We start from the raw sequence: 14,897 nt of genomic DNA, 5'->3' as shown, positions 1-14,897 counted from the left end.
GGTGAGACCTGTACCCCCTCACCCGGATGGCATCTGACGATGCCATCCGACCTCTCAGCGCGAGCGAAGCTCGTCGCGCCCCCGCAAGCGGGGCGAGGTACACCAACGTTGCCGCACGTTGTTGCTCATCACTCGCACAGACCATCAACCATGAGCCTGGTCGTTAAGTCGCGACTTATCATCGTGACAGTGCAAAAGACTACGCCGCCGAAATCAGTTCGCCAACCTCATCCATTGTCGCGCTGCGCTCGCCGAGCAGCAGCGCCGCCACCGCATCATCCGCCTCGCTTTCCGCGAGCCGGAACGGATCGGACGACGTCAGCCGATGATCGACGACGAGCTTGGCTAGCAACAGCCGGCGTGCATCGCCACGCATGGCGTGGATCCGCGCGCTCTCCCAAGTGAGGGAGACGGCGCTGGCCGTGTGATACAGCAAACTGGTCGCGCGGCGAGACTCGGCTTCGTTGTCGGCGCGCGATGCGACCTCGCGCGCAAACCCAATCGCGCGATCGATCAAGCGATGCAGCTGGTCGCGCCAGATCTGCGGCACGGCGGCACTGTCGTCGAGCCGTGCATGCAGGTCGGCTGCGAGCGCCGACTCGGCGCCGTGGCGGCCGACTGCACGCTTCAACGCATCGAGCGCGACGATGTTGCCGGTGCCCTCCCAGATCGAGCCGAGATGCGCGTCGCGCAGCAGCCTGGAGGTGGCGAACTCCTCGACATAGCCGATGCCGCCGCGCATCTCCAACGCATCGCCGCAGACCTTGCGGGCATCGCGGGTGGCGCGGAATTTCAAGGTGGGCGTCAAGATGCGCAACAGCGCGGCGGCGTCCTGGCTGCCCCCTTCGGCGCGGTCCAGCGCATCAGCGGTCAGGAAACTCATCGACAGCGCCTGCTCGGTCGGCAGCAGAATCTTCAGCAACTGCCGGCGGCCCAATGGCAGGTCGACGATCGGCTTGCCGAACACGACGCGATTGCGCGCGACGGTGATGGCGTCGTGCCAGGCGCGCCGCATCAGCGCGGTCGACTTGACGCCGTTGGAGAGCCGCGAGGAGTTCACCATCTCGGCCATCTGCACGAAGCCGCGATCGAGCCGGCCGACCGCGTATGCGATCGCGCCCTCCAGCTTGATCTCGCCCGAGGCCATCGAGCGGGTGCCGAGCTTGTCCTTCAAGCGGACGATCCGATAGTGGTTCTGCGTGCCGTCATCGAGGAAGCGCGGCATCAGGAACAGGCCGACGCCGCGCGTGCCGGGCTCGGCGCCTTCGGGCCGCGCCAGCAGCATCACCACCTTCGCATCGGCGTTGGAGCAGAACCATTTCTCGCCGTGCAGGCGCCAGTGGTCGCCCTCGGGGACGGCCATTGTCGTCAACGTGCCGACGTCGGAGCCGCCCTCCTTCTCGGTCATGAACTGGCCGCCCTGGGTCAGCTTGCGCATGTCGGTCTGCGTCAGGCCGTCGAGATATCTGGCTTTCAGCGCGTCGCTGCCGAAGCTCGAAAGCAATTTTGCGCAGCCGTCGGTGACGTTGATCGGGCAGCCCAGCCCGAACTCCGCCTGATTGAACAGGAAGGTGAAGGCGTGCTTGGCCGTGACGGGATATTTGCTCGGCCAGCCAAGAATGCCCTTGCGGATCGACATCGCGTGAATGCCGAACTCGCCGAAGGCCGCGCGCTCCAGCTCGCGATAGGCAGGGTGATATTCGATCCACTGCACGTCGCGGCCGAAGCGGTCGCGCTGATGCAGCACCGGGCCATGGCGGTCGGCAAGCCGGGCGCACTCATCGAGATAGCCGCCGGCAAGCTCGCCGAGCCGGTCGAGATGCGGCACCAGGTGGCGAAACAGCGCGTCGGGCAGATGGATGCGAAGGAGGTCCGCGAGCGCAGGATCCGCGCGATAGAAGTTGAGCCCGGTGGTATCGGGCGCCAGCACACCCGGCCGCCTCCCGCCCGTCATGACGTCGTCGCGCTTCAGGAACTGGTGCATGAGCGTTAAGCCCTCGTTCGTTTCAACAAGTCTCTGATGGACTCTTCAGGTTGCATCTGATCGGGTACACTACGTCTGACATCCGCAGGTGCTGGGAGCCGCGCAATGACCAATCAGCCGACGGAGGTTTATCGCATCTTCGGGGCGGAGATGTCGCCCTATTCGGTCAAGGTGCGATCGTATCTGCGTTACAAGGGCATTCCGCATCAGTGGATATTGCGCAGCGCGGAAACCGAGGGCGAGTTCACCCGGCACGCCAAGCTGCCGATCATTCCGCTGGTGGTCGCGCCCGACGAGGTGCCGATGCAGGATTCGACGCCGATCATCGATGCGCTCGAGCTCGATTTCCCCGAGCCGTCGGTCCATCCCGGCGACGTGCTGACGAGCTTCATCTCCGCCCTGATCGAGGAGTTCGGCGACGAGTGGGGCAACAAATGGATGTTCCATTATCGCTGGGCCGGCGAGCTCGATCAGCGCGCCTCGGCCGGGCGCATCGCCCGCATGGTCGCGCCGAAGGCCGCCGACGCCGATGTCGCCAGGCTGTCGGAGAAGATCCGCACGCGGATGGTCGACCGCCTCGCTTATGTCGGCTCCAACGAGGCCAACGCGCCGCAGATCGAGCAGGGATTCGCCGAGATGCTCGATCTCCTGGAGCGGCATCTCGCGCTCAGGCCCTATCTGTTCGGCGGCCGTCCCGCCTATGGCGATTTCGGCCTGTGGGGCCAGTTCTACGAGCTGTGGACCGATCCAACAGCCGGCGCGCTGATCGAGGGCCGCGCACCGCATGTGCTGGCCTGGATCCACCGCATGCTATGGCCGCGCGCCGAAGGCGAGTTCGAGCTATGGCCGGAATTGTCGCTGACCTTGATGCCGATCCTGACGCGTCAGGTCGGCGGGCTGTTCATGCCCTGGTCCCTTGCTAACGAGCAGGCGATCAAGGACAACCGCGACACCTTCAGTGTCCGGCTCGGCGACATCGTGTGGACGCAGAAGCCGCAGAAATATCATGCGCGCTCGCTGGCGATGCTGCGCTCGAAATACGCATTCCTGCACGATCGCAGCCGGCTCGATGTGGTGCTGGAGGAGATCGGCTGCCTCGTCGGCCTGCAGCCGCGTCCGGCCTGATCTCAGGCAGAATTGTGGGGATGGATGGTGGGAAGTTGGCCTTGGCTGCACTAGCTTGAGGGAAGCGGACGCATGTCGAGGACACCCCAATGGACATCCCAGCCTACAAGATCGCCCTGATCGTCGGCGCCGGCGAAGGGCTCTCCGCCTCGCTGGCGCGGCTGTTCGCGCGCGAGAAGATCCGCGTGGCGCTCGCCGCGCGCAAGACCGAGAAGCTCGGCGCGCTCTGCAACGAGACCGGCGCCCGCGCCTATCCTTGCGACGCCACCAATCCGGAGGAGGTCGAGCGATTGTTCGGCCTCGTGACGCGTGAGATCGGCGAGCCCGATCTCGTGGTCTACAATGCCAGCGCCCGGGCGCGCGGACCGCTCACCGATCTCGTGCCGGCCGATGTGCAGAATTCGATCGCCGTCAGCGCGTTCGGCGGCTTCCTGGTGGCGCAGCAGGCGACGCAGCGCATGCTGCCGAACAAGCACGGCGCGATCCTGTTCACCGGCGCCTCGGCCAGTGTGAAGGGCTACGCGCAATCGTCAGCGTTCGCGATGGGCAAGTTCGCGCTGCGCGGCCTCGCCCAGAGCATGGCGCGCGAGCTGTCGCCGCAGGGCATCCATGTCGCGCATTTCGTCATCGACGGCGGCATCAAGAGCGCGGAGCGGCAGGAGCCTGCCGAGCGGCCGGATTCGATGCTCGATCCCGATGCCATCGCAGCAAGCTATTGGAGCGTGCTGCAGCAGCCGCGCAGCGCCTGGAGCTGGGAGATGGAGCTGCGGCCGTGGGTGGAGACGTTTTGAGAGGGTTACTTCGTAGGGTGGGCAAAGGCGTGCCGCGGGATGCGCAGCATCACGCCGCGCGACGTGCCCACCATTGTCGCCGCGTGCTCGCTGAGAGACGGTGGGCACGGCGCGTCGACAGCGCGTCATGCGGATGCGTCGAGAACGCGCCTTTGCCCACCCTACGCATCGCGTTCGAGATGACGCTCATCATGTCATCAGGGCAAAACAATACGCAGTTCTGGACCACATGGCTGCACCCCCTTCTCGAACCGCACGAGCGTCCAATCATCCGTATGCGGCTGGATCGTGAAGCCGGCCTTTCTGGCGAGCGCGATCATCACGTCGTTAGTGCGCAGCGCGTCGCCTGACAGCGTGACCCCGCCGAGGGCGGCTGCGCGACGCTCCAGGTCCGCAATCAAGGCCGGGCCGATGCCGTGGCCGTGCCGGCGGTCATGTACCGACAGACCAAACTCGACGCGGCCGGTCTCGCGATCAAATGCGTAGCGTGCCTCAGCCACGATGCTTTCGACACCGTCCTGCTCCATGGTTGCGAGGAGGCTGTAGCGGTCATTGCGGCCGAGCGCGACGAAATCCTCGAGCACAGCCTTCGGCAGTTCGCTGAGAGCGCCAAGAAAACGCCTGTGGCGCGAGCGCTGGCTCAAAGATCGAACATAGGCCTGCAGCGCCTCGGCGTCCTTCGATGTCGCGAAATGGAGCCTGACGAGCTCGCCACGCCTCGTGTGGATGACGTCGGGCACTGCAAGTCGGTCGGCAACAGCAGGCGTCGGCATGGCGGGCTTCCTCGAGAAGAGATCTGCCGGCGCCCTCCTTTGCGGAGCGGCGCCGGCGCGGCGGGGATGAGTGAGGGGCTCAACCCCGCCAGAACGGCTTGTCGATCTCGGCGGCGATGTCGCTGCGGGAGAGGCCGAGGTCGTGCAGATCGCGCTCCGACCATTGCGCCAGTTCGTGCCGGGTGCGGTAGCGGAAGCGCCAGGCTGCGAGCAGCTCGGCCACATCGGACCAGAACCCTGGCGCATGATGTTTCGTCATTGGCGAGGAGACGTAAAGGGTCATGAAAGCCTCCTGGGAAAGCAGTGAGGCTGCACTATCGAGGGCTTGCGCTTCATCTACAAACGACATTTACTACCGTTTCGGATGAAATAAGCTCATGGACCAAGGGAGGCTCTGGATGACCCGGCTGCCGTCGCTGAATGGATTGCGGGCGTTCGAGGCCGCGGCGCGGCATCTCAGCTTCACCCGCGCGGCCTCGGAGCTGAACGTGACGCAGACCGCAATCAGCCATCAGATCAAGCGGTTGGAGGACGAGCTCGGCTTGCGGCTGTTCGTTCGGCAGAACCGCAGCCTGACGCTGACGCCGCAGGCGCGGGACTACCTGCCGTTGGTCCGCGCCGCGTTCGACGATCTCCGGCTGGCGACCGAGCGGCTGGTGCGCAAGGACAACGCCAAGGTGCTGACGGTCTCGACCATCGCCTCGCTGGCCGCCAAATGGCTGCTGCCGCGGCTGACCGCGTTCCAGGAGGCGCATCCCACCATCGACGTCCGCATCACCACCTCGACCGCGCTGGTCGACTTCCGCAAGGACGATGTCGACGCCGCGATCCGCTATGGCCGTGGCCACTGGCCGGGTGTGCGGGCGGAATGGCTGATGGCCGACGAGCTGTTTCCAGTGTGCAGCCCGGCGCTGCTGCAGGGACCCAAGCCGCTGCGTTGTCCGGAGGACCTCGCCCATCACACGCTGCTGCAGGCGAGCGGCGGCTATGACGACGACTGGCGGCTGTGGCTGACGGCAGCGGGCCTGCCGGTGGAGATGTCCAGGCAGAGCCGGCTGAGCTTCGACCTGTCGCTGATGACGGTTCAGGCCGCGATCGACGGCCTCGGCGTCGCGATCGGACGCACGGCCTATGTCCAGGACGACATCGCCAAGGGGCGGCTGGTGGTGCCGTTCAAGATGACCCTGCCGAGCGACGCCGGCTTCTACCTGGTCTCACCCGAGGGGCGGACCGATTCGCCGAAACTGAAGGCGTTCCGTCAGTGGCTCAAGGGTGCGGCGCAGCAGAAGGGCGTCTCGCCGATTCCTGTTCAGCCTTAAGGATTTGGCCTCAAATCTATTGGCCGGCACGATGTCGCGTGGCAGATTGTCACACCTCATCCATCGGCCGGCGCAGAATGACTTCCGCACGAGCCACTCGACGGTAGGAGTTTTCTCGCGTGTCATCGACCTCACCCCAGCAGCCGGCCACCATCAAGTCGCGCATCGGCGCGATCCTGCGCGCCACCAGCGGCAATTTCCTCGAGCAGTTCGACTTCTTCCTGTTCGGGTTCTATGCCGCCGCGATCGGCAAGGCGTTCTTCCCCTCGACCGACGAGACGGCATCACTGCTCAACACGTTCGGCGTGTTCTGGCTCGGCGCGCTGATGCGCCCGGTCGGCGCCATCGTGCTCGGCGCCTATATCGACAAGATCGGCCGCCGCCAGGGCCTGATCGTGACGCTCGGCATCATGGCCGCCGGCACGGTCGTGATCGCCTTCTGCCCGACCTACGAGACCATCGGCGTCGCTGCGCCGATCATCGTGCTGCTCGGTCGCCTGCTGCAGGGCTTCTCGGCGGGCGTCGAACTCGGCGGCGTGTCGGTCTATCTGTCGGAGATTGCCACGCCCGGCAATCGCGGCTTCTACACCTCGTTCCAATCGTCGAGCCAGCAGGTCGCGATCTTCGTGGCGTCCATCCTGGGTTATCTGCTCAGCGAGAGCATGCCGGCGGCGACCGTGACCGCGTGGGGCTGGCGCATCCCGTTCTTCGTCGGCTGCCTGATCATCCCGCTGATCTTCTTCCTCCGCCGCACGCTGGAGGAGACTCCGGCGTTCCTGGCGATGAAGAAACACCCGACCACCAGCGAGGTGTTCGCTTCCGCGCTCGCCAACTGGCGCATCGTGCTGCTCGGCATGATGATCGCGATCCTGACGACGACGACGTTCTACTTCGTCACTGTCTACACGCCGACCTTCGGCAAGACCGTGCTGAAGCTGTCGACGGCGGACGCGCTGCTGGTCACGCTCCTGGTCGCGGTCACCAACTTCATCTGGAATCCGGTGGGCGGCGCGCTGTCCGACAGGATCGGCCGCAAGCCGGTGCTGATCGGGATCGCCGTGCTGTCGCTGCTCACGGCCTATCCGGCGCTGAGCTGGCTGGTGTCGGCGCCGAGCTTCGGCAAGATGCTGGCGGTCGAGATGATGTTCTCGTTCTACTTCGGCATGTATAGCGGCACCATGCTCGGCGCGCTGGTCGAGATCGTGCCGGCGCATGTCCGCACCACCTGCTTCTCGCTGGCCTTCGCGCTGGCCGCGGCGCTGTTCGGCACGTTCACGCCGTTCGCGGCCACCTGGCTGATCGAGAAGACCGGCGATAAGGCCTCGCCCGGCTTCTGGCTGATGTTCGCCGCCGTGCTCGGCATCATCGCCGCGCTGACCGTCTATCGTGGCGGCCAGCAAGCGGTCGCGGCGCGCGAGCCGGCGACGGCCTGACCGGGTTGTCTGTTTGCATCGCGGGCGGCATCATCCGATGCCGCCCTTTTTGTTTGCGGCGACAGCGGAGGCGAGGTCTGTCATGGATGAACTGATTGCGGTTGCCGAGCAGGTCGCGGCCCGGCTGATCGCGCGCAAGCAGACCATTGCGGTGGCGGAGTCCTCGGCTGGCGGGCTCATCGCGGCGGCGCTGCTCGCAGTGCCCGGCGCCTCGGCCTACTTCCTCGGCGGCGCCGTGGTCTATACGCGCGACGCGCGACGCGTGCTGATGGACATTCCCGACGAGGCGATGAAGGGCATCCGCTCGGCGTCGGAGCCGTATGCGGAATTGCTGGCACGGCAGATCAGAACGCGCTTCGCCACGGATTGGGGCCTGTCAGAGACCGGCGCGGCAGGCCCGACGGGCAACCGCTACGGCGACGCGGCAGGCCACGCGTGTTTTGCCGTTGCCGGTCCGGAATCTGCGGTGGTCACGCTGGAGAGCGGCAGCAGCGACCGGGCCGCCAACATGCAGCTGTTCGCGAAGAGCGCGCTGGAGCTGTTGCTCACCAAGCTCGATCGGTAGCTCGCTGTCGTCCCGGACAAGCCCGGCGACGCGAAGCGGCGGCGGGCGCCGATCCGGGACCCATACCGCGTGATCTGTCTTAGGGCAGGCTGCGCGTTGAACCTCCGCGCAAACCAATATCCGCCTATGGTTATGGATCCCGGCGTTCGCCGGGATGACGTCAGAGTGTGTGGTTAGCTGCGAGAACAAAACTCGCGTGGAAAAAATGGTGTCGTCCCGGACAAGCCCGTCGACGCAAAGCGGCGGCGGGCGCCGATCCGGGACCCATACCGCGTGATCTGTCTTGGGGCAGGCTGCGCGTCGACCCTTCGCGCGAACCAACCACCGCCTGTGGTTATGGATCCCGGCGTTCGTCGGGATGACAGTGAATGTGAGGCGCTGCCGGTGGCCTCTCACAACGCAAGGAGGCAGTGACCGCCCTCACTTCTCCCGGAACGCCCGCATCAGCTGGTCGTGCAGCGGCTTCATCAGGTAGGAGATCACGGTGCGGTCGCCGGTCTGGACGAAGGCTTCGGCCGGCATGCCCGGGATCAGCTTGACGTCGCCCAAGCGCGCGATCTCCTCCGGCGACATCGAGACGCGGATGGTGTAGTAGCTCTGCCCCGTGCGCTGGTCGGTGGTGACATCGGGCGAGACGCGGCTGACGACACCGTTCAATTCCGGCGTGGTGCGCTGGTTGAAGGCCGACAGCCGCAGCAGCGTCTTCTGCCCCACCTGCAGCTTGTCGATGTCCTGCGGGTTGACCTTGGCTTCGACCTGCAGGTCGTCGCTCTGCGGCACGATCAGCATGATGGTGTCGCCGGCGGTGATGACGCCGCCGACGGTGTGCACGGAGGATTGCAGCACCATGCCGTCCTGCGGCGCGCGGATGTCGACGCGGCGGAGCTGATCCTCGGCGGTGACCTTGCGCTCGACGAACTCGCCGATCTTGTCGGTGGTCTCGCGCAGATCCTTGGACACTTCGCTGACCATGTCCTTGTCGACCTGGATGATCTGCAACTCGGTCTCACTGATCTTGCCCTTGGCCTGGGCGCGCGCGGCGATGTATTGCGCGCGCTCGCCATTGAGGCGGGCGGCGTCGCGCTCCAGCGTGGTGAGGCGCGACAACTGCACCAGATGCTGCTCATAGAGCTGACGCACGCCGTCGAGCTCCTTCTGCACCAGCGCGATCTCCTGGTCCTTGGCGGCGACCTGCGCCGACAGGCCCTCGATCTCCTCCGTCAGCTGGGCCACGCGCTCGCGCAGTTGCGCCTTCTGGCCGATGCGGCCGTTGACGCGCACCTCGAACAGCTTGGTCTCGCTCGCTGTCAGGCTCTTGACCTCGGGATCGCCCATGCGCTGCAGCAGCTGCGGCGGAAACAGGATCTTGGCCCAGCCGCGCTGCTCCGCCTCGAGCCGGGCGGCCCGCGCCTGCAGCGCGTCGAGATTCTTGGTGACGATGGCGAGCGACGCTTTGGTCACGGTGTCATCGAGCCGCACCACGATGTCGCCTGATTTGACCACGTCGCCGTCGCGCGCGCGGAGTTCGCCGACCACGCCGCCGGTCGGGTGCTGCACCTTCTTGACGTTGGATTCGACCACGATCTGGCCCGGCGCAATCAGCGCGCCGGAGATTTCCTGCGTGGCGGCCCAGCCGCCCATGCCGCCGGCCACGGCAATGACGACGCCCATGCCGACCAGCAAATGACGGCGGATCGAGTCGCGCACGCTCTCGGGCTTGCGCAGCCCGGGAACAGGACCGATGATGACTTGGCTGCTCATGGCTTCGTCACTCCGGCTTCCGAGACGATCTTGATCGGCGCCGGCGGTCGCGGCTGCAGCACCTGCGCGAGCACGGTCTCCTTCGGGCCGAACGCCTGCGCGCGGCCGTCCTTCATGACGAGCACCTGGTCGACCGCCTCGATGCCGATCGGCCGATGCGCGACGACGATGACGATCGCGCCACGCGCCCGCGCCGAGCGCACCGCGCGCGACAGCGCCTCATCACCCTCAGTGTCCAGATTGGAGTTCGGCTCGTCGAGCACGATCAGGAACGGATTGCCATACAGCGCGCGCGCCAGCGCCACACGCTGCGCCTGACCCGCGGAGAGCGCCGTGCCCTGCTCACCGATCTGGGTGTCGTAGCCGTCGCGCATCTTGATGATGATGTCGTGCACGCCAGCTTCCTTGGCGGCGGCGATGATGCCGTCGGCCGTGGCGTTCGGATCGAAGCGGGAAATGTTCTGCGCCACAGTGCCGGCGAACAGCTCGACGTCCTGCGGCAGATAGCCGATGTGGCGGCCGAGTTCGTCCGACGACCACTGGTCGAGCGCCGCGCCGTCGAGCCGCACATGGCCGCGTACCGGGCGCCAGACACCGACCAGAGCGCGCACCAGGGACGACTTGCCCGACGCGCTCGGGCCGATGATGCCCAAGCCGTTGCCGGCCGACAGCGCGAACGTCACGTCCTGGACGATCGCCTTGTTGTCGCCGGGCGCGACGATCGAGATGCCCTCGACCGAGAGCTTGCCGACCGGCGGCTGCAGCTGGGTCGGCGCCGATCGCTGCGGCATCGTTTCGAGCAGCTGATTGAGCCGGCGCCAGCTCTGGCGTGCGGCGACGAAGCTCTTCCAATGCGCGATCGCGAGATCGACCGGCGCCAAAGCCCGCGCGCTCAGGATCGAGCCGGCGATGATGATGCCCGCCGTGGCCTCCTGGTGGATGACGAGATAGGCGCCGACTGCGAGCACCGCGGACTGCAGCATCATCCGCAGCACCTTGGCGATGGCGCCAAGGCCGCCGGCGACGTCGCTGGCACGCTGGTTGCCGGCGAGATATTTCTCGTTGGTCTCGCTCCAGCGCGACAGCATGCGTCCGCTCATGCCCATCGCGACCAGCACCTCGGCATTGCGGCGGCTGGCGGTGGCGAGATCGTTGCGGCGGGCGGCGAGGCCCATCGCCTCCTTGGCCGGCGTGCGCGTCAGAAATTCGGTGATCAAGGTCAGGGTCACCAGAATGATCGCGCCGACCAGAGCGGTGGCGCCGAGCAGGACGTGGAAGGCGAAGCAGATCGCCAGATACAGCGGCAGCCATGGCAGGTCGAAGAACGCGCCCGGCCCCTGGCTGCCGAGAAAGCTCCTGATGTTGTCGAGGTCGCGCAACGGCTGCAGGCCCTCGTTGCGGCCGCCGACCGACAGCGGCAGCCGCACCACCGTGTCGAACACCCGCGCATTCAGGCTCTCGTCCAGCGCGGTGCCGATACGGCCGAGGATGCGGCTGCGGATCATGTCGAGCGCGCCCTGGGCGATATAGAGCCCGCCGGCGATGATGATGAGGCCGATCAGCGTCGGCACCGAGCGGCTCGGCAGCACCCGGTCATAGACCTCGAGCATGAAGATCGAGCCGGTCAGATACAGCAGGTTGATGATGCAGCTCATCACCCCGACGCCGATGAAGGCGCTGCGGCAACCGCGCAAGGCATCGCTGAGCTCGGATTGCCTCGCGTGAGGTGCGGCCGCCATCACCACCATCTCTTCAATTGATCAAATGAGCTGCACGACCGCCGATCAAAACCACAAACTGGCGGCGAACAAGGCAAAATATACTGATTCCTGCGGCAAGCGTCCAACGACACCCGCTTTAGCGTGAATCAGCTGTTGTGCTTGATCTGTCTGACGCGGCTGCGGAAACGTTCAGCCGCGGCGTTGGCGGCGCTACAGACGCCCGCCCGTCCGGACCAACCGGGCCACGAGCAGCAGGATGATCGCGCCGAGCGCGGAATAGACGATTTCGGACACCAGCCCAGTTCCGAGCCGGATGCCCAGCCGCGGGAAGATCACGCTGGCGACGAGGGCGCCGAGCACGCCGATGACGATGTCGCCGATCAGGCCGAAGCCAGTGCCGCGCACGATCTTGCCGGCCAGCCAGCCCGCGATCAGGCCGACGAACAGGATGACCAGAATACCTTCGTTCGATACGTGCATGGCGTGTCCTCAACGTGGCGCCGAACGAGCGGTCCGGCGCCACGGTACTTTAGCGAGGCGACAGCGACGCTTCGACACGCGATGCACGGTTCCAGCGGGTTTCGCGCGAACCGTTACGTCGCCGCCACACTCGCCGGCGCTTCCGCCAGGATGCAGCGCGCCAGCCGCTGCGGCCCGAGCTGAACGGCGGGCGGCAGCGCCTCCGCGCAGCGCGGCTGGGCGTGGCTGCAACGCGGCGCAAACGAGCAGCTCTGCGGCGCCTGGTCGAGCGACGGCGGCGTGCCCGGGATGGTCTGCAGCCGCTCGCCGCGCTTGGCGCCATGGATGGTCGAGGCCAGCAGGCCGCGCGCATAGGGATGTACGGGCTGGCGCACGATGTCGCGCAAGGAGCCCTGCTCCACGATCTGGCCGGCATACATCACCGCGACACGGTCGCAGATCTCGATCGCCACGCCGATGTCGTGGGTGACGAAGATGACGGACATGCCGAACTCGCGCTGCAGCTCGCGCAGCAGCAGGAGGATCTGGATCTGCACGGTGGCATCGAGAGCGGTGGTCGGCTCGTCCGCGAGCAGCACCTTGGGACGGCAGGCGAGCGCCAGCGCGATCATCGCGCGCTGCCGCATGCCGCCGGACATCTCGTGCGGATAGGACTCCAGCCGTCGCTTGGCCGAGGGAATGCGGACGACATCGAGCATCTCCAGCGCCCGCGCGGTGCCTTCCGCGTAGCTCTTGCCCTCGTGGCGCATCACCGTCTCGGCGATCTGCCGGCCGATCGTATAGACGGGATCGAGCGCGAGGCCCGGCTCCTGGAAGATCATCGACACCGTGCGACCGCGGAACTGCGACAGCTCCTCGTCGCTCATCGCGAGCACGTCGCGGCCCATCACTTGGACCCGGCCCGAGATCTGGGAACGTTTCTTCGGCAACAGCCGCATCAGCGCCCGCATGGTGACGCTCTTGCCTGAACCGGACTCGCCGAGCAGGCCCAGCACCTCGCCATCGCCAAGCGACAGGCTGACATCGTTCACCGCATGCACCGTGCGCTCGCCGGTGAAGCGGATGGTGAGGTTGGAGATGTCGACGAGGTTGGTCATTGCAATCCGATCCTCACAAACTCGGTGTCGTCCCGGGCAAGCACGCCGGCGCATCGCGCCGTCGTGCGCCGACCCGGGACCCATAATCCCGGGAGACGTTTGCGGCACGATCGCCACTCCGAGTCATCGCAACACAACGGCCGGTGGCTATGGGCCCCGGCTCGGCGCCTGCCGTCGCTGCGCGACGTCAGACTTGGCCGGGACGACACCGAATGTGAGGAGCGAACGCTACGGTTCATGGCAGCGTCGGCACCCTCGCGTGGAAATCAGTCGCGCGCTGGAACGCGGCGCCGATCGTGAGGATCGTGGCTTCGTCGAAGGAGCGGCCGATCAGTTGCATGCCGACCGGGAGCCCGGTCGACGTGAAGCCGGTCGGGATCGCGAGCGACGGCAGGCCGAGATAGTTCACGGGCCGCGTGAAGCGGGTGATGCGCTGGATCACGGCTTCCGCGCCCGGCGCGCCGCCGACGTCGCTGTCGGCGATCGACGGCGTCACCAGCGGCGAGACCGGCGCGATCACGGCATCGACACCCGATGTCGCCGCGACATGCGCGGCGAGCGCCGCGCCGCGCCAGCGTAGCGCTTCGAGATAAGCGACGCCGGAGACGGCCAGCGCGTTCTGCAGCCGCATCAGGACCTGCGGGCCGTAGTCCTGCGGCCGCTCGATCATCCAGCGCTTGTGGAACCCGGCCGCCTCGACCGCGAGCACGAGCTGGCAGGCCGCGGTGAGCTGGCGCTGATCGGGCAGATCGACCTGCACGACATCGGCGCCTTCGGTCTTCAGCACCGCGATCGTCGCATCGAGACAGCGCGCCACTTCGGGATCGAGGTCGTCGACATAGAACGCCTTGGGCACGCCGATCTTGAGACCCTTGATCGAGGCTTGCGCGGCCGCGACGTAGTCCTGCACCGGCACGGCGCTGGCGGTCGGATCCTCCGGATCGGGGCCCGCCATCAGGCCGAGCAGCAGCGCGCAATCCTCCGCGGTCTGCGCCAGCGGCCCGACGGTGTCGAGCGACTGCGACAGCGGCATCGCGCCGGCGCGGCTGACGCGACCCCACGTCACTTTCAGTCCGGTGACGCCGCAGAAATTTGCGGGCATGCGGATCGAACCGCCGGTGTCCGAGCCGAGCGCCGCGAACGTCAGGCGCGCGCCCACCGCCGAGCCGGAGCCGGACGACGAGCCGCCGGTGACATAGCCGAGCTTCCAGGGATTGTGCACCGGACCGTAATGCGCGTTGTGCCCGGTCGGGCCATAGGCGAACTCCGCCATCTGCAAGGTGCCGAGCCGGATCGAGCCGGCATCCTTCAGCCGTTGCACCGCGGTCGAGGTGGTGGTCGCAACGAAGTCGCGACGGATCAGCGAGCCGCAGGTCGAGACTTGGCCGGCTTCGTAGTACATGTCCTTGTGCGCGAGCGGCACGCCGTGCAGCGGCCCCTTTGGGCCGTCCTTGGCCAGCGCAGCATCGGCCTCGGCCGCCGCCTTCAGCGCCGGTTCGGACTCGATCGCCATGAAGGCGTTCAGCTTCGGCTGCCACTGCGCGATACGGTGCAGGCAGGAGCGCGTCACCTCGACGGAGGAGAGCTTCTTGTCGGCGATCGCCTTGGCGACCTGCGTCAGCGTCATCAGAGCGGGTTCGGTGCTCATCGGCCCACCTTCAGCGTCTGCGCCACGACGTAGCTCGCCGGTTCCAGGTCAAACGGGAGTGTGCCGGCGACGGCGGCGAAATTGTCGAAGGCCGGTCCGATCGAGTCGGCGATGCGGGTTGCAACCTCCTTGTCGACGGGCAGGCCGGAGGCCTCCGCGATGGCACTGACTTGCTGGGGCGTGGGTCTGGTCATTGACGT

Annotated in this window: 14 protein-coding genes; 5 read left to right on the top strand and 9 right to left on the bottom strand. The window is 66.7% G+C overall.

From position 1 onward, the window contains the following. Positions 1–199: 199 nt before the first annotated feature. The gene (locus tag BRAD285_RS01905; RefSeq protein ID WP_006611310.1) at positions 200–1,984 is read right to left on the bottom strand and encodes an acyl-CoA dehydrogenase family protein; all 1,785 of its coding nucleotides are present in this window, start codon (positions 1,982–1,984) and stop codon (positions 200–202) included. A 105-nt stretch (positions 1,985–2,089) separates the two neighbouring features. On the opposite strand from BRAD285_RS01905, the gene BRAD285_RS01900 reads away from it, so the two are divergent. Further along, on the top strand, positions 2,090–3,109 hold the full coding sequence (locus BRAD285_RS01900) for a glutathione S-transferase family protein (RefSeq protein ID WP_006611309.1): 1,020 nt from the start codon (positions 2,090–2,092) through the stop codon (positions 3,107–3,109). A gap of 89 nt (positions 3,110–3,198) precedes the next feature. After that, positions 3,199–3,900 (top strand): SDR family NAD(P)-dependent oxidoreductase, encoded by a 702-nt coding sequence (locus BRAD285_RS01895; protein ID WP_006611308.1) that lies wholly within the window; start codon positions 3,199–3,201, stop codon positions 3,898–3,900. Positions 3,901–4,097: 197 nt separating this feature from the next. Here the strand turns inward: BRAD285_RS01895 and BRAD285_RS01890 are convergent, their stop codons facing one another. After that, positions 4,098–4,673 (bottom strand): GNAT family N-acetyltransferase, encoded by a 576-nt coding sequence (locus tag BRAD285_RS01890; protein ID WP_006611307.1) that lies wholly within the window; start codon positions 4,671–4,673, stop codon positions 4,098–4,100. A gap of 79 nt (positions 4,674–4,752) precedes the next feature. Then, positions 4,753–4,956, bottom strand: a complete 204-nt coding sequence (locus BRAD285_RS01885) for a DUF1127 domain-containing protein (protein ID WP_006611306.1) — start codon at positions 4,954–4,956, stop codon at positions 4,753–4,755. A gap of 115 nt (positions 4,957–5,071) precedes the next feature. On the opposite strand from BRAD285_RS01885, the gene BRAD285_RS01880 reads away from it, so the two are divergent. The 3 genes from BRAD285_RS01880 to BRAD285_RS01870 all read left to right on the top strand — a co-directional run bounded on the left by BRAD285_RS01880 (position 5,072) and on the right by BRAD285_RS01870 (position 7,990). Next, on the top strand, positions 5,072–5,992 hold the full coding sequence (locus BRAD285_RS01880; RefSeq protein WP_006611305.1) for a transcriptional regulator GcvA: 921 nt from the start codon (positions 5,072–5,074) through the stop codon (positions 5,990–5,992). A gap of 119 nt (positions 5,993–6,111) precedes the next feature. Further along, positions 6,112–7,425, top strand: a complete 1,314-nt coding sequence (locus tag BRAD285_RS01875; RefSeq protein ID WP_006611304.1) for an MFS transporter — start codon at positions 6,112–6,114, stop codon at positions 7,423–7,425. An 82-nt stretch (positions 7,426–7,507) separates the two neighbouring features. Further along, positions 7,508–7,990, top strand: coding sequence for a CinA family protein (locus tag BRAD285_RS01870; protein ID WP_006611303.1), 483 nt, complete (start codon positions 7,508–7,510; stop codon positions 7,988–7,990). Positions 7,991–8,410: 420 nt separating this feature from the next. On the opposite strand, the gene BRAD285_RS01865 is transcribed toward BRAD285_RS01870, so the two are convergent. The 6 genes from BRAD285_RS01865 to BRAD285_RS01840 all read right to left on the bottom strand — a co-directional run bounded on the left by BRAD285_RS01865 (position 8,411) and on the right by BRAD285_RS01840 (position 14,891). Further along, positions 8,411–9,751, bottom strand: a complete 1,341-nt coding sequence (locus BRAD285_RS01865; RefSeq protein WP_006611302.1) for an HlyD family type I secretion periplasmic adaptor subunit — start codon at positions 9,749–9,751, stop codon at positions 8,411–8,413. Beyond that, the gene (locus BRAD285_RS01860; RefSeq protein ID WP_035645880.1) at positions 9,748–11,490 is read right to left on the bottom strand and encodes a type I secretion system permease/ATPase; all 1,743 of its coding nucleotides are present in this window, start codon (positions 11,488–11,490) and stop codon (positions 9,748–9,750) included. The genes BRAD285_RS01865 and BRAD285_RS01860 overlap by 4 nt, the downstream gene beginning before the upstream one ends. A 192-nt stretch (positions 11,491–11,682) precedes the next feature. Then, positions 11,683–11,952, bottom strand: coding sequence for a GlsB/YeaQ/YmgE family stress response membrane protein (locus BRAD285_RS01855; protein ID WP_006611300.1), 270 nt, complete (start codon positions 11,950–11,952; stop codon positions 11,683–11,685). A 113-nt stretch (positions 11,953–12,065) separates the two neighbouring features. After that, entirely contained in the window at positions 12,066–13,049 is a 984-nt protein-coding gene (locus BRAD285_RS01850; RefSeq protein ID WP_006611299.1) for an ABC transporter ATP-binding protein, read from the bottom strand. Between the two features lie 235 nt (positions 13,050–13,284). After that, on the bottom strand, positions 13,285–14,697 hold the full coding sequence (locus BRAD285_RS01845) for an Asp-tRNA(Asn)/Glu-tRNA(Gln) amidotransferase GatCAB subunit A (RefSeq protein WP_006611298.1): 1,413 nt from the start codon (positions 14,695–14,697) through the stop codon (positions 13,285–13,287). Beyond that, positions 14,694–14,891, bottom strand: coding sequence for a hypothetical protein (locus BRAD285_RS01840; RefSeq protein WP_006611297.1), 198 nt, complete (start codon positions 14,889–14,891; stop codon positions 14,694–14,696). The genes BRAD285_RS01845 and BRAD285_RS01840 overlap by 4 nt, the downstream gene beginning before the upstream one ends. Positions 14,892–14,897: the final 6 nt, after the last annotated feature.

Source organism: Bradyrhizobium sp. ORS 285 (assembly GCF_900176205.1).
GTDB lineage: Bacteria > Pseudomonadota > Alphaproteobacteria > Rhizobiales > Xanthobacteraceae > Bradyrhizobium.
Note: the sequence above shows the minus strand (reverse complement) of the source record. Positions and strands in the feature narration are given on the sequence as shown.

Excerpts from the sequence above, each read along its gene's own strand:
- BRAD285_RS01905 (WP_006611310.1), bottom strand. The coding sequence starts at position 1,984 with ATGCACCAGTTCCTGAAGCGCGACGACGTCATGACGGGCGGGAGGCGG.
- BRAD285_RS01900 (WP_006611309.1), top strand. The coding sequence starts at position 2,090 with ATGACCAATCAGCCGACGGAGGTTTATCGCATCTTCGGGGCGGAGATG.
- BRAD285_RS01895 (WP_006611308.1), top strand. The coding sequence starts at position 3,199 with ATGGACATCCCAGCCTACAAGATCGCCCTGATCGTCGGCGCCGGCGAA.
- BRAD285_RS01890 (WP_006611307.1), bottom strand. The coding sequence starts at position 4,673 with ATGCCGACGCCTGCTGTTGCCGACCGACTTGCAGTGCCCGACGTCATC.
- BRAD285_RS01885 (WP_006611306.1), bottom strand. The coding sequence starts at position 4,956 with ATGACCCTTTACGTCTCCTCGCCAATGACGAAACATCATGCGCCAGGG.
- BRAD285_RS01880 (WP_006611305.1), top strand. The coding sequence starts at position 5,072 with ATGACCCGGCTGCCGTCGCTGAATGGATTGCGGGCGTTCGAGGCCGCG.
- BRAD285_RS01870 (WP_006611303.1), top strand. The coding sequence starts at position 7,508 with ATGGATGAACTGATTGCGGTTGCCGAGCAGGTCGCGGCCCGGCTGATC.
- BRAD285_RS01865 (WP_006611302.1), bottom strand. The coding sequence starts at position 9,751 with ATGAGCAGCCAAGTCATCATCGGTCCTGTTCCCGGGCTGCGCAAGCCC.
- BRAD285_RS01860 (WP_035645880.1), bottom strand. The coding sequence starts at position 11,490 with ATGGCGGCCGCACCTCACGCGAGGCAATCCGAGCTCAGCGATGCCTTG.
- BRAD285_RS01855 (WP_006611300.1), bottom strand. The coding sequence starts at position 11,952 with ATGCACGTATCGAACGAAGGTATTCTGGTCATCCTGTTCGTCGGCCTG.
- BRAD285_RS01850 (WP_006611299.1), bottom strand. The coding sequence starts at position 13,049 with ATGACCAACCTCGTCGACATCTCCAACCTCACCATCCGCTTCACCGGC.
- BRAD285_RS01845 (WP_006611298.1), bottom strand. The coding sequence starts at position 14,697 with ATGAGCACCGAACCCGCTCTGATGACGCTGACGCAGGTCGCCAAGGCG.
- BRAD285_RS01840 (WP_006611297.1), bottom strand. The coding sequence starts at position 14,891 with ATGACCAGACCCACGCCCCAGCAAGTCAGTGCCATCGCGGAGGCCTCC.